The following is a 13,431-nucleotide window of genomic DNA, read 5'->3' on the forward strand; positions in this document are numbered from 1 at the left end:
CTTTTCAAGGGCTTATGGGTTAGCCCAGGTCCTTTTTCCGTCGGTTCTCAGAGGGGCTTTCCGTCAAGGTTCCCGAAAGGTACTGACCAAGGCGGTTCATCGCCGATTCGGCCATGATTGAATTGGGGCGCACATAGCGCGCCACGACGCTTCGGCTCTTGTGTCCGGTGATCGCGCGGATTTCGTCGTCGGAGCATCCCGCTTCCCCGAGCCGGGTGGCAGCGGTGCGGCGCAAGTCGCGGAACTGAAGGTCGGTGGGTAGACCGGCCGTTTTGGCTACTTTTCGAAACAGCTTCGAGAATGGCTCCATGGTGTAGGGCCGTCCCGTTCCTTCGTTGACCACGATCACCGGGGAACGGCGTGGGGTGCTGTCCAGCAAGGCCGCAAGTTCAGGAAACACGGGCACCACAAGCCGAGTTCCCGTTTTCGATTGCCTGATCTCGCAGGTGCGGGCATTGGCGTCATAGGCGGACCAGGGAAGGCTAAGAATGTCGCCTTGCCGTTGTCCCAGCCAAAATCCCAGGTGAACCGCCAGAGCCACGGAAGGGCGCCCCGCCCCCAAGGCGGCATCCGTCAACGCCGCGATGTTTTCTTCCGTCCAAACCTGATCGCGTTCGGCAGCCGGTTTGATCCGGAGGTTCCGCGCGGGGTGTTCCTTAAAGTATCCCTGGTCGTAAATATACCCGCATAGCGCCGAAAACGTGCGCAACAAGGAGGCAGCCACCGACGGCTTGTAGTTCGCTTCCACCCCGGCTTGGAATGCCTTGACGACTTTGCGGGTTAGGGAGCCGGCCGCGACTTTCCCGAGAACCTCTTCCACCACCCTCAAATAACGATCGTAATCGCGGCGGGTCAGGTCAGATAGCGATTTGTAACGATCGCTGGTCTGGAAGTCCAGGATCATCCGTGCCACCGTTCCCGCTGGCGGACTTGCCGTTCTTTGGTCCTGAAAAGACGCATCGACCGCCTTGTTCAAGTCCATTGCCCGATCAATGGCTTTTTTCTGGTCTTTGCCAAGGGGTTCAGAAGAAAAACCAAGCGCCCGCAAACGACGGGAAGGTTCCCAGTACCATCCGCTGGTTTTGCGGCGGAGGTGCGGGATATTCACTTCCGATGCCATTTTTCCACCTCCTTCAACGCAAACTCTTCGCCTGTATCCGTCGCGTCCGTTCCGGTAAAAATGCTTATTCTTCCGTTACGATCGATTTCATACTTGGAGATGACCAGACCGGTATCAACACCCGCCTTAAGGGCGTTGGTTAGTTCCTTTTTTCGAACGGCAGCCGGTTGCGCGACCATGATGAGCCCCCCCCCTTAAGCGACCGCGCCGTTGAGGCGCACGCGCCCCACGGTGGCGGCGGACGGGGCGGCGGCAAGGGCAACACCGATCAGGGTGTTGTCGGTGGCGGTGGTGGTGACGGTCTTGGCGTCGTCGTTCCAATAGACCTTGGCGCCCACGGTCCAGGCTTCGCCGGCGGTCTTGGCCAGGTCGAAGACCCCGGTGGTCGCCAGGGTCACGGCGGCGCCGGAAGGGGCGTCGGTGGTCGCCACGCCAAACAGGGCACCGACCAAGGCCCCGGCCCCACCGGGCAGGGCATAGGGGGCGTTCAGGGTGACGTTGTGGCCGGGCTGGACAAAATTGCGCATGTTACACCCCCCTTGTGGTGAGGAAGCGGATTTGGGTCACCGGGCCGGGCGATTGCGCTGCGGCAATCTCCCGGTCCAGGGCTGCGAGGGCGGCGGCCATTTCCGCGTCCGAGCGGTATTCGACTCGCCTGCCTTCGACTTCAACCGACCGGGTTCCCTGGGCGCGCAGGTACCGCAGCTCTTCCCGTTGCGTGATCAGGTCGGACAAGGTGGCCATGATCAGGCCCCCTCGTTGCAGTACCATCCCCGGTGATCGACAAACCCCGCCCCGAAATCGAGGCGAACCTTGATCTCGACCCCGTCCACATCGAACCCGGCCCGGGTTTCGATTTGCGGCCCCGGGGCGCCTTCCAGGTAGGCGTATTCCAACCCGTCGATGGTCGCGGGCGAGGCGGCCAGATACCAGCGGGTGGCGGAAACGTCGTCCAGGCGCGGATCCACGGCCAGGGTCAGGGCCGTGAACGGGTTCACGTCGCTGGTCCTGGTCGCCTGGATTTGCGACAGCAGCTTTTCGGCCATTGTTTCCAGGGCCGCGGGCACCAGCAGGAAGGCGGGGGTGGCGTCGATCGGGCGCCCGGTCAGATCGGTTTGACGGCGCAGCGCCAAGCGCCCCGCCGACAAGGTGGCTTCCGACAAGACCCCACCCATTGCGGCGCGGTTGCCGTGGTCGGCATGGAACAGGGGCTTGCCATCGGCCAGGATCGGCCCGGCGCCGGCGTTGGCGGTGATCAGGTCAACCAGGAACTGGCATTCGAACGTGGTGGCGCCCGCGCCAACCCGCCGGGTCAGGTCGGCGAACACCCCCAGGTCATCGTTGATGATCGCTTGGCGCGACAAGCCGATGATCCGGCCGTAGGTGTCCAGGCGGTAGGACTCCCCGGCTTCGACCAAGGTCCCCCGGGTGAACTCACCGGCTTCCGACACCTTCAGCAACTCGGGACCATCCGACATTTGAAGCCGCGCCCTGGCCCGGAAGTCGCGCGCCGTGGTCTGCCGGCCCAACTGGCGCACGCCCGAGGGCGTGGCGCGGTAGGCATCGCGCAGGGTGCGGCCCACGGTGTCGGCCAGGGCCAGCGGGAAGTCCGACGTGACATGCAAGGCGCGGGTGACCAGCGCGGCCGGCCCCAATCCGGTCACCGGCATGCCGGAGCGGGTCAGGCAGTCGCGCGCCAGGTCGGCCGTGGTCATGCCGGCATAGTCCCGGGCCGGCGCCGTCAGGGCGTGGGCGGGGTTCAGGCGGGCATACAGGGCTTCGCCCATGCGGGCGGCGCGGGCGTGGGGGGCATCGTGATCGACGCCAACGGCCACCCGGATTTCGGTCTGGATCGGCGCCGACGGGGGCTTGCCCAGTTCCAGGCGCACGGCGGCCCGGCAGTCCTCCAAGGGGACGTTGCGGGCGATCAGGTCGGCGGCGAAGGCGTCGGGCAACCCGGCCAGGGTCACCAGGGCGCGCACGTCGTCGGCGGGCGCCGACGGAACGGCGGTGTTCAGGTCGGTCATGGGGGCCTCTCTCAGCTTGGCGCCCGGATCGGCTCCCAGCGGCACAAGCGAAACCTCGACAATGGTGAAGTCCTGGGCGGTGATGGTGCGGGTGCCGTCCTCGGCCTTGCCCGCGCGCCACGCGCCCACCGAATAGCCAATGCTCACATCGGTAATCGTGCCGTCCGCCACCCGGCCCACCAGGTCGGGGCGATCGGCAAGGCGAAAGGTTGCCACCACCTCGTCGCCCTCGCGCCGGATCTCGGTCACCCGGCCCAGGATATCGGCGATCGTCTGGCGGCGGTGGGAGTCCAGCAGGGGCACGCCCCCGGCCGGCGCCGGGCGCATGGCGTCCAGGGGCAGGATTTCCAGCACCGGCCCCGACAGGTCGCGCCGTGCCACCGGCGCCCCGGTGGTGATCACCGCCCGCCCGGTTCGGGTGTCGGCATCGAAGGTGGCAAGGGGTTGAACCCGGGTCAGAAGATCAGGCATCGGGGGCTTCCTCGGACGGGCCGGGAGCGGGCGCGGCGGGGCGCGGGGCGGCTTCCAGCCCGGAGCCCCGTTCCGCGTCCTGGCGGCGCAGGGTATCAACACGAACCGGGTCCTCGCCCCGTTCGGCGATCACCTGCGAGCGCGCCTTGAACCCGGCTTCCACGGCCATGATTTCGGCTTGGGTGTCCTTCACCGGGTCCACCCAATCCCATCCCGGGGCATGCCAGTCGGCAGCCAGCCAGGGGGCGGGGTTTTGGCCGTAGGCCGCAAGCGGCACCGTTCCGGCCAAAACCTCGTCCTCCAGCCACCAGCGCCACACCGGACGGCACAAGCGGGGCACCAGCAACGTCCAGCGCAACGAGTCCACCCGGCGGCGAAACTCGATCAGCCCGGCCCGGATCGACGAATAGTTGACCCCGCTCAGGTCGCCCGTCAGTTGTTCGTAGGTCACCCCCAACCCGGCGGCGATGGCCCGCAACTGGCCCCGGATGAAGGTGTCGTTCTCGCCGATCTCGGCCGGGGTCGAAAAGGCCACGTCATAGCCCGGGGGCAGCACCTTCAAGGTGCCCGGCTCCAGCCCGGTTTCCAGAAGCCCGCCGGTCTGGGCGCCCGTGAAGCCGGCACCATCGCCTTGCGGATCCTTCAAGAAGCCCACGAACAAGGCGGCCACTTTCTGCCGGACCAACTGGGCATCCTCGTATTGGGCCAGTTCATGCAGCCGCAGCATGACCGGCGCCAGCCAGGACAGGCCGCGCACCTGGCCCGGCTCCAACACCTCGAACAGATGGATCATGGAATCGGCCGGAACGCGGACCGGTTCCCAGGTCAAGGGCGCCAGATCGCCGGGGCGCTGGGGCAGCACGTGATAGGCCACCGGCGCCCCCCAGGGATCCAGTTCGATCCCGGCCCGGATCCGGTGGCCGTTGTCCAGGTCGCGCGACAAGGACGGGTCCACCTGGTCGGGGTGCAGCACCTGAAGGCGCAAGCGGCCATCCGGCCCGGTCACCCGACGCACGAAGGCTTCGCCGCTTTCGATCATCGAGCGGACCAGCAGGGTTTGCAACGCGGGCCAATCCAGGCGCCCGGCGGCATCGGCCCGTTCCGACCACGCCGCGAAGGCTTCGGCCAGCCGGGTGCGGATCGCTTCGTCGGGGTGGCGCGAGCGCGGCCACAAGCCGGTTCCCACGATGTTGGACACCAGGGCATGCACCGCGCGCACCACGTGGGCGTCGTTGCGGGCCTGATAGGCGGCCCGGTGGCGCACGAGGGACGAGGGGGCGGGGATGGTGGTTCCCAGCACCGGATGCCCGGCCCAGCGCCACCCGCCCCCGGCCGCATCCAGGGCACGGCGCCCACGTGGGCGAAGAAGGCGAGACAACACCGACATCACACGGCTTCCCCTTGCTCGGAGAGATACTTATGAATATTGCGATCAACCTGACTAAATGTCATAGTACAATTAATAAATAGGCCATTTCTCACGGAAACGGATCCGTACATCATCGGGTTTTCAAATTCTTTTTCTCTGTAATTCGGATTATTGGGGTTGTACATCATCGGCTGCAATCCACCCTCTACCGTTCCGAGAAGAAACCAATCACCACCATTATGATAAGACGAGCTATTGAAAGGCTTCCATGAGCGATGACAATAAAAATGTGGTGCCATTTCGATGTCATCGATATAGGCTTCTTTAATAGTCTCCTCGGCAGAAGGATTGTCTAATTCGTCCAGATCATCTTCGTATGTAATATTGTTAACAAGTGAAATCGCCATTTGAGCGTTCCCTGTCAACAACACAAGCTCCCGGACCAGGGCAATCATGTAAACGTCAATAAGCGCGTATTGGCGGGACCGCCCCCGTCCGGGGGCTTCTGAAACAAGGTTCAAGGGAGGCTTGTTCAGCTTTAGATAGTTCATGATGGTGGATGAATTGACGCGCGTTGCGTAGGCAACGCAATCCTGTCGAAACCGACGGATTGCAAGGCGGCGCATCAGTTCTTGGTCGCTCAGTTCGCCATTCATAGCAAACACCCTAATCAGGAAAGTTTGCCACGTCTAGCATTATCTTCGCCTCCCGGTCAAAAACCTCGTTGCGTGCGCTTCACACGCTCAGACAACGCCCGGCCCGGCCTGGGAGACAGATTGGGCCAAAGAGGAATCTTCCAGGTAATACACATCGCCTTCAACAGAATAAATGCGCTCCTTCAGGGCTTCGCAACGCTTCTCCATTTGGTCGATTATCAGACAAAGCGCAGGATCATACTCATCTTGTGCATGCTGAACACTTCGAATAACCTCGATCCATGTCATGATATCCAAGACATCATCCGCGAGGTAGTGAACGGAATTGGTAATTGGGTGTAAGGCGAGATGTCGGGGGATACCGTCCATGGCTGGCTTCCTTCCGTGATCGCTGTTGCGCCCCATACAAAGACTGCGCAAAATGTGTAATCCTGTGCAGATATCCAGTCAACACATTTTGGATAGCATTATGCAAAATGATAACCTTTCCCCTGCCCAATGTCGCGCCGGCCGCGCTTTGGTAGGGTGGTCACAGCAAGAGCTATGTGAACGCGCCCAAGTGGCCAGAAAGACGCTTGCCGACTTTGAGGCTGGAAAAAGCACTCCATACCCTCGGACTGCCGCAGCCATCCGGATGGCGCTGGAAGCGGCGGGGATCGAGTTCATTGCCGAGAACGGGGGCGGGGCGGGGGTGCGCTTCATCCGCCCGACATCCACCGCGACCGCACCGTTGCCGGACTGACGGCGCGCGCCGGGCCGGGGGTGCCGGCTTCCCGGGCCGGGGGTGTGGCCATCACAGCCGCAGCGGGGGATCTCTGTGCCGGAGGCAGCGGGGGCGACAGCATCAGGTCGCGTTGCGCCTCTTCCACTTCCGCCCAGCGGGTTTCGGGCCAGCGGTCCAGGCCCAGGGCCAGGGCGGCGGCGGTGGCGTACACCCGGCAATCCAGGGCTTCGTTGCGCGCGCGCATCTTCTGCCATTCCAGCTTGGGATACCCGGCCCGGTTGGTACGCTTCACCAGTTCCTCGGCGGTCAGCATCTTGAAGAACTCGGCATCGTATTCGGGGAAATGGCAGTAGCCGGCCGGGGGCGGGGCGTCGCCGTCGCGCACCAGCCGAAGCCAGCCGTACAACTGGCGCTTCAACAGGCCCACCCCCACCGGCCACACCCGCAGGCCCCGGCGCAGGCTGTGGCCCCCGCTGGTCACGTCCACCGGGCTTGCGGCGCCCACGGGCACGGCAACGGTATCGGACCCCTTGACCGGCATCACCAGCCGCGCCCCGTGGCGCCGGGCCCAGGAATAGACCGTTTGCGTCTCGTACCCCGTATCCACGGCCAGACGCGACACGCTCAGGGCGCCCCCCGCCTCGGTTTCAAACGTGGCGCCCAACAGGCGGTCCAGATCCCGCCACACCTCGGGGCCGGTGCTGGGCCCCATCAGGACCTCGTACACCACCGACCAGCTTTCCAGGCCCCGGCCCCAGGCCACCACCTCGACTTCCAGGCGGTCCTTTTGCACGTCCACCCCGGCGGTCAGCACCAATCCGCCCCGGGGTACCCGCCCGATGGGGTAGCTTTCGCGGCGCTCGAACAGGCGTTCCCATTCCGGCGCCTCGCCTCGTTCCTGCCATGTCTCGGCCAGCTTGGTATTCGTCCAGGTCTTCAGGCGGATGGGATTGCTGCGGGCCTTCACGAAGTCGGTGGCGATTTCCCCCCACGACAGCCAGCCGGGCGGGCTGTACAGCGAGGATATCCAGAAGCCGGCCGTTGTGCCGTCGCCCTCGGCCTCGGCCCGCCATTCCCCGCGTGGCAGCATCCACGCCTTGGCGGCGTTGTCGTGGATGGTCCCGCAGTGTTCGCACACATAGGCGGCCCCCTGCGGGTTGCCCTCGGGCCATTGGACTTGCGACCATTTCAGCACCTGGAAGACCCCGCAGGCCGGGCACGGCACCCAGAACTTCCGCTGGTCCGACTCCAGATAGGCGGCTTCAATGCGCGACAGACCGGCCACGGTGGGGGTGGACACCAGGATGATCTTGCGCCGCGCCCCGAAGGTGACGGTGCGTTGAACCGCCAGGTCCACCGGGTCGCCCTCGTTGTCCGCGTCGGCGGGGAAGCCGTCCACCTCGTCCATCACCAGGAAGCGGGCCGGCATCGAGCGCAGGCCCACGGCCGAGTTCGCCCCGGTCACCACTGCCAGCCCACCCGGGAACTCCTTCGACAACACCGTGTTGCCCGAGTCCCGGGAACGGGGATCCTTGACCAGCCCGCGCAAGGGACGGGCGTCCACCAGCGGATCCAGGCGCTGGCGGCTCCACCGCTTGGCCGTCTCGACGGTGGGCAGAACGATCATCAGCGGGCCGGGCGTGTGGTGGATGACGCTGCCCACCAGGTTCAAGGCGGCTTCGGTCTTGCCCAACTGGGCGCCGGCCATCAGCACCACCCGCTGGTACGGGCTTCCGGCGCTCATGGCGTTCATCACCTCGCGCAGGTAGGGCGTGCGATCGGTGCGCCAGGGACCGGGCTCGGAAGCCGTCTTGCCGGCCAGGGTGCGGTACCGGTCCGCCCACTCGGACACGCTCAGGCGCACATCGGGGCGCAGGCCCCGGCGCCAGATTTCATCCACCCAAGCCGTGGTCGTGTTGTTCATCGTCGAAGATCTCCAGGGGAAGGCGGGACAGGTCTTCCAGGTGTTGGCGCATGTGGCGATCCAGGGCCGCCAGCACCGCCCCCTCGGGCGCGCCCAGGTCGGCCGCCAGCAGCGGCGCCACCCGCACCACGAAGTTTTCATGGGCTTCGCGCTCCAGCCGGGCACGGGCGTAGATGGCCGCTTGCACCTCGTCCTTGGTCACGGTGGTTCCGGCTTCTCGCGCCAGGCGAAGGGCAGTCATGTCGGCCTTCAGGGCTTCGTGCTTGGCACGCAAGGCGGCGTAGTCCTCGGGGGCGTCGGCGGGCGGCGGCGATGGCTCGGCAAGGGAGAACAGCCCCCGGGAGGCCCGGCGTTCGACGTTGGCATCAATCCAGGCCCGCGCCTCGGCGACGTTGATGCGCCCGTCCGGGCGCTTGGGCATGCCGGCCTTGGTCATCTGCGACACCCGGCCCTTGGTCACCCCCAGGATTTCCGCCAGTTCAACCGGCCTCACGGCCCCGTCATCGGTTGGCTTAACCATGATTAACCCATTGGTCTAATTAGTGTTTAAGTCTTTACCGACCCTGTCGCTAGCAAAATCCCGGGCCTTTGCCACCTGTACACGGTTTCGGGGGGAAGGACCCGGAAGCCTTGGTCTGGTCCGGGTGGTCCGGGTGCTGCAATTTGGGTTGGACCGGATTTCATGTTTATTCTCAATTGGTTGCCCGGGTGGTCCAGGTGGTCCAAGGGAAAACGAGGTTTGTTATCCTGTGCGGTCTTCCTCGCGCGCGCGTGTAGTGCCCGAAATTGCCTGGACCACCCGGACCACCCGGACCACCCCTTGAAAACAATAGACTTTTCCGGTCCAAGCGACGGCCCGTCACTCGGACCACCTGGACCAGTGATCCCCCGCAAGCCCGTAAAGGTCGCGGAATGCATCCCGGCACGTCTCCAGGTCCGGCAAGAGAATGTGCCGCTCTCTTTCCCCATTCGCCGTTCGGATGCGTTTTTCTTCAAGAGAGGGCATGATCTTGCGCAGCCGTGTCCAGAACTCGGGCTCGCTGGCCCGACGTCGTTCCCCGATCCGATCCGATTCCTTGATGTAATCGTCGTACATGGCGCGCTTTGAGTACGATGGCGGCCAGCATTCGACGTCTCGCGTTATTGCACCATCCACCAATCGCCCCATCCACCACCGTTCGATTGAGGGCATGGAGCGGATTTTCTGGTCATCCAGAGCAACCGTTCGTGGTGGCTGACGAAGGTTGATTTGGGAATAATCATAGTCAAGCAGGTGTTTCAGGAGGGCTCCCCGCCCCCCGTTTTCCAGTTGGGAAAGCATTTCTCCAAAATATTCATGGTTGCCCTTGGCATGATCGGCCATGTCAAGAACACAGAACCGGCGCTCTTCCTTGCCCGCCGGCACAACCCAACCCTCGTTGGACGTGATCAGCAGCCGGACAAGGTTGGGCAGCGTGACGGGTTCAACGCCCTTTTGTTCGACCATCTGATGCGAACTGGTAATCAGGCCCTTGATCCGTCCTTCCGCCGTCTTGTCCCCGGCCCACACCCCTTCGTCCACTTGCAGAAACAAGCAGTCGGCCATGTGGGCGTTGAACTGCCCGGTGACGTAGCGGGGGCTGTCCACCAGTCGGTAATGGTGAGGGAACAGGGAGCCGATCACCTCGCCCACGATGGTCTTGCCCGCCCCCATGCCACCCCGCAGAACCAGGGCTGTCCCTGGCTTGGTCATGGGGTCTTGAACCATCTGGGCGAACCATCCGACCACCCAGGCGTAAATAACCGGGTCTTCCGCGCAAACATTGACCCGCAGATGGTCAAGGAACAAAGAGCAATCGCCCTCGCAGGGTTCGACGGCAAAGCCTCTCCAAAGGTTGTAATGACCCGGGGTTTCTTGCCCAGGAGCAAAGGTGATCCCCTCGAACGTCCGGCGCCCCGGCCATTCCAGCCACGCTTGCCCCGTCTTGACGGGCTTCTTGTCCAGAACCACCGTTTCGTTGCCGAACAAGGTGGTGAAGGCGGCTTCGGTCAGGAACGACACCGAGGACTTGCCCTTGGCGTCCGTACCGTGGCGCACGATCCGAACCCCGCTGCCCATGATGACCAGGGCGCACGTTTCGTTCAGGCGATCCAGGGGGGCCGTTGGATCCTGGTCTTGCTGCTTCTTGGCGGCGTTCCGTCGGCGCCGGGCTTCGTCAAGGGAGATGGTGTTCTTGCTCATGCCACGTTCCTCTTGATGACGTGGGCGGGAAGTTCGATACGGGCGCGGGGCGGGGGCCTGTTCAGCGCCCGGTCAAGCCGTTCGGCCAGATCCAGAGTGGGAGCGATCAGCGAAGGCGGCCCGGCCATCCACACGGAAAGGGGGCGGCTCCAATCCAGAACGACAACCCCGGCACCGGCGGCTTGCATCCAGGCCAGGGGCGTGGGGTGAACCACGAGCGGTTCGCGACAAAGCGCGGCCCGGGCTTGCGCCTCTTCGTTCAGAAGGGGGCACCCCAGACGAGTCCACCAGCGTTCAGGGTCGCGTGGATCGAACGCCACCAGGTCGCCCACGTCGGCGCTGGGCCAAATCGGATCGTCCAGGGCGGCAAGCGGGCAGGCTGGCAAGACAAGGACCGTGGTCCCCTCGGCCGTGGGCACCCAAGACCCATCCCGGTCAAGCCGCGCCCGCGCCACCCCGTACCGGGCCGGCGCCGTGAGGGCCTGCAACCAGTCCCGAGGCACGCGATAGCGATGGATCAGGGCTTCATCCCATCGCGTCCCGGTTCGAGCGGCATAGTGGGAAAACTCAAGAAGAAGGTCGGTCATCGCGTCCGATCCTTCCGTGCCCGCCAGTCGGCCAAAACGGCCACGGCCAAGCGGTCAACATCCTCGTCCGGCCGGGGCATGACGGGACGGACCAGGGTGTTCGTCGGATGCTCCCAGCGTCGGCGAAACTGGCGGTTCGCCTCGGGGTCCGATTGGGCAGCACAGTCCGCAGTCGATCGCATTTTCTTTTCCGTCGCTGCGCGTAAGCCATTGATTTAGCTTAAGCGGATGAGTCACGCTCATGACGGAAAAAGGGCGAAAATCCAGGTGCGCAATCAGGATTCGTAATCAGTAGGTCGGAGGTTCAAATCCTCTCCACGGCACCATCCAAAACCCTGGAAACAGATCTGTTTCCGGGGTTTTTGCTTTCTTGGGCCCCTGACGGAACCAGGCGCCGGCTGTAGGGAGGTGATCGGATTGGGACATGGGGGGAGGCGGGATATTGGGGGAAAAAGTGAGATATGGCGGGACGTTAGGGGGGAGGCGGCGGGCGGGGCGGTTTGGGACAAAATGAGCGGCCGTGAGCGGAATCGGCACCCGATTTGAGACACGACGGGGGTGGGAGCAGGCGGGTTGCGAGCGCGCCCCAGGCCCGCCCCCGTCGGGGCCGCCCCCAGCACCTGGTCAGGGGCCGCAGGCGGCGGCGATACCGGCGTTGATCGCCTGCTCCCAGCTAACATTAGAAAATATCGCCGCCGCCTGCTTTTTTAAAAGCTACATACTTTAATGATCCCCAAGTTCCACTGCGCCTCAAAAATGGCGCTGGGAAAACGAGAGGTGTCTTTCTGATAAAACTCAGCACCTTTTGGGCTGGCTGCAAAGGCGCTATAGCCAACATAAGCGCCATATGAGTTTTTCGCGTTAACTTCTCCACAAACAACTTTTCCCCCTTCAAAATCAACGACCTTAACATTTCTTACAAGGGCGGAATCTGGATCCTTCATTGTATCCTTTACATACTGAACGGATCGGCCAGAAAGTTCCTTATCCCCATTTTTCCGAATAAAATCTGCATTTTGCGATGCAATTATCCGAACTCTATCTATGGACTGATTACCAATTTCGTTAAGGGAGTCCTTTCGGCTTGCGCATGATGCGATCAATGTAACCATCACTATGGTCGCACCAAAAAACACTTTCCTCATAGCCATGCCTCCTATGCTGTCGGGAGAGAAGAACCTAGAAAGGGCATTCCGTTTGAGAAAATACCATTAAAGAGCATAGCATCTAAAATGGACCTTTCAACGACTCTTAGGCCAAGCGTTTAGTTGAATTTGACTCGATCTGGGTTGCGCGGAGGTCGCGGGCGAGGGCGTGAAGGGACATTTTCAGGGCACCGGGCCAGTCGTCCGGACCGTCGCTGACGGCCACGATATCGTTGGCGATACGGGCCGCGAGGCGCCCCAGGTCCACCGGGGCGATACGGGCTCCAGACTCCTTATAAACCTTTGAAATACCATCGATAACGCGAGCGAAAAGCTCCTCGTCCAGAAGCGTTGGGGCTGGACGGCCCGAGGCAGACTCTGCCGGGGCCGTTGGCGCTTGCGCCTCCTCTTGCCCTGATCGCATCGCACCACGGCCCGTAGCCAGCCACTCAAGGTTTACGTCTGCGGCTCTTGCGATGGGAATAAGCGTATCCAGGGTGGGGCTAGTGCCCTTTAAGACACTTCGGAGCGTACTATCGCTTATCCCTGCCCGCATAGCGAAAGATCGCGCACTCTCACCACCAATGATTTGCCGGATTCTGTCGGGAAGGCTGTCAGTGTTCATGGCTTTAACTCTGACATCTGTAAGCGAAAAACCCTGACAGGTCAGAGTTTTCGCAAGCGGCTGATATTGCGCGATAAATCACGAAGATCATCGATCTGTCACCCACCCGAACTCTGACGGCGAAATATCGCTTGTTTGGTGAGCGATATTTCGCTAACGTCCTTGCCATGGCAAATGCACCTGCAACCTTGAGCATCCCAAAAAACCCCGCCGAACGGCGGGCGTGGATCATCTATCAGCTGCGCTTGCGGCACCTCTCCTTGCGGGCGTTGGCCCGGCGGGAAGGGGTGAGCCACCAAGCGGTGAGCGCGGCTGCGGCCGGGGGCGGACACCGCCCCTTGCAAGAGGTACTCGCCGCCGCCCTGGGCCTGACGCCCCAGTCCCTGTTCCCGGAACTCTATGACCCGTCCGGGAACAGAGTGGGGCCGACCCGTGATCCTCAGCGTAGCAGACGGGGGCCCGGCGGCAACGCTCAATCCGAGGAGGCCGCCTGACATGACAGAGTCGATTGGTGACGTGATCGAGGTGCAAACCGGATACCCCGGCCTCGTGGCCTACGAAG

General features: G+C 63.3%; 16 protein-coding genes. 2 read left to right on the top strand and 14 right to left on the bottom strand.

Annotation, left to right across the window (positions count from 1 at the left end):
• Positions 1-19: 19 nt before the first annotated feature.
• From ROR02_RS10425 to ROR02_RS10460, 8 genes are all read right to left on the bottom strand, one after another.
• Positions 20-1,120: a tyrosine-type recombinase/integrase gene (locus tag ROR02_RS10425; protein ID WP_147163964.1), complete on the bottom strand. Its 1,101-nt coding sequence runs from the start codon at positions 1,118-1,120 to the stop codon at positions 20-22.
• Positions 1,105-1,299, bottom strand: a complete 195-nt coding sequence (locus ROR02_RS10430; protein ID WP_147163965.1) for a hypothetical protein — start codon at positions 1,297-1,299, stop codon at positions 1,105-1,107. The genes ROR02_RS10425 and ROR02_RS10430 overlap by 16 nt, the downstream gene beginning before the upstream one ends.
• Positions 1,300-1,314: 15 nt before the next feature.
• Positions 1,315-1,647 carry a DUF2190 family protein gene (locus ROR02_RS10435; protein WP_147163966.1) on the bottom strand — a complete coding sequence of 111 codons (333 nt, stop codon included), beginning with the start codon at positions 1,645-1,647 and terminating at the stop codon, positions 1,315-1,317.
• A 1-nt stretch (position 1,648) separates the two neighbouring features.
• Positions 1,649-1,891: a phage head-tail joining protein gene (locus ROR02_RS10440; protein ID WP_246135502.1), complete on the bottom strand. Its 243-nt coding sequence runs from the start codon at positions 1,889-1,891 to the stop codon at positions 1,649-1,651.
• Positions 1,867-3,618, bottom strand: a complete 1,752-nt coding sequence (locus tag ROR02_RS10445) for a prohead protease/major capsid protein fusion protein (RefSeq protein WP_147163967.1) — start codon at positions 3,616-3,618, stop codon at positions 1,867-1,869. Before ROR02_RS10445 ends, ROR02_RS10440 begins: the two co-directional genes overlap by 25 nt.
• Positions 3,611-5,005: a phage portal protein gene (locus ROR02_RS10450; protein ID WP_147163968.1), complete on the bottom strand. Its 1,395-nt coding sequence runs from the start codon at positions 5,003-5,005 to the stop codon at positions 3,611-3,613. The genes ROR02_RS10445 and ROR02_RS10450 overlap by 8 nt, the downstream gene beginning before the upstream one ends.
• Entirely contained in the window at positions 5,005-5,643 is a 639-nt protein-coding gene (locus ROR02_RS10455) for a hypothetical protein (protein ID WP_147163969.1), read from the bottom strand. The genes ROR02_RS10450 and ROR02_RS10455 overlap by 1 nt, the downstream gene beginning before the upstream one ends.
• A gap of 87 nt (positions 5,644-5,730) precedes the next feature.
• Positions 5,731-6,012 (bottom strand): hypothetical protein, encoded by a 282-nt coding sequence (locus ROR02_RS10460; protein WP_147163970.1) that lies wholly within the window; start codon positions 6,010-6,012, stop codon positions 5,731-5,733.
• A 100-nt stretch (positions 6,013-6,112) separates the two neighbouring features.
• On the opposite strand from ROR02_RS10460, the gene ROR02_RS10465 reads away from it, so the two are divergent.
• Positions 6,113-6,385 carry a helix-turn-helix transcriptional regulator gene (locus tag ROR02_RS10465; protein ID WP_147163979.1) on the top strand — a complete coding sequence of 91 codons (273 nt, stop codon included), beginning with the start codon at positions 6,113-6,115 and terminating at the stop codon, positions 6,383-6,385.
• Here the strand turns inward: ROR02_RS10465 and ROR02_RS10470 are convergent.
• The 6 genes from ROR02_RS10470 to ROR02_RS17575 form a co-directional block, all read right to left on the bottom strand.
• Entirely contained in the window at positions 6,342-8,291 is a 1,950-nt protein-coding gene (locus ROR02_RS10470) for a phage terminase large subunit family protein (protein WP_147163971.1), read from the bottom strand. The two genes, ROR02_RS10465 and ROR02_RS10470, sit on opposite strands and share 44 nt — an antisense overlap.
• Positions 8,260-8,811, bottom strand: coding sequence for a hypothetical protein (locus ROR02_RS10475; protein ID WP_147163972.1), 552 nt, complete (start codon positions 8,809-8,811; stop codon positions 8,260-8,262). Before ROR02_RS10475 ends, ROR02_RS10470 begins: the two co-directional genes overlap by 32 nt.
• A 339-nt stretch (positions 8,812-9,150) precedes the next feature.
• Entirely contained in the window at positions 9,151-10,512 is a 1,362-nt protein-coding gene (locus ROR02_RS10480) for a primase-helicase family protein (protein ID WP_147163973.1), read from the bottom strand.
• Positions 10,509-11,099: a hypothetical protein gene (locus ROR02_RS10485; protein ID WP_147163974.1), complete on the bottom strand. Its 591-nt coding sequence runs from the start codon at positions 11,097-11,099 to the stop codon at positions 10,509-10,511. The genes ROR02_RS10480 and ROR02_RS10485 overlap by 4 nt, the downstream gene beginning before the upstream one ends.
• A gap of 707 nt (positions 11,100-11,806) precedes the next feature.
• The gene (locus ROR02_RS10490; protein ID WP_147163975.1) at positions 11,807-12,244 is read right to left on the bottom strand and encodes a hypothetical protein; all 438 of its coding nucleotides are present in this window, start codon (positions 12,242-12,244) and stop codon (positions 11,807-11,809) included.
• Positions 12,245-12,350: 106 nt separating this feature from the next.
• Complete coding sequence (locus ROR02_RS17575) at positions 12,351-12,869, bottom strand: helix-turn-helix domain-containing protein (protein WP_147163976.1); 519 nt, start codon at positions 12,867-12,869, stop codon at positions 12,351-12,353.
• A 167-nt stretch (positions 12,870-13,036) separates the two neighbouring features.
• Here ROR02_RS17575 and ROR02_RS17580 point away from each other — a divergent pair, with 167 nt between their 5' ends.
• A complete protein-coding gene (locus tag ROR02_RS17580; RefSeq protein ID WP_147163977.1) occupies positions 13,037-13,363 on the top strand; it encodes a helix-turn-helix domain-containing protein in 327 nt (108 codons plus the stop codon).
• Positions 13,364-13,431 lie beyond the last annotated feature (68 nt).

Source organism: Pararhodospirillum oryzae, assembly GCF_007992075.1.
GTDB lineage: Bacteria > Pseudomonadota > Alphaproteobacteria > Rhodospirillales > Rhodospirillaceae > Pararhodospirillum > Pararhodospirillum oryzae.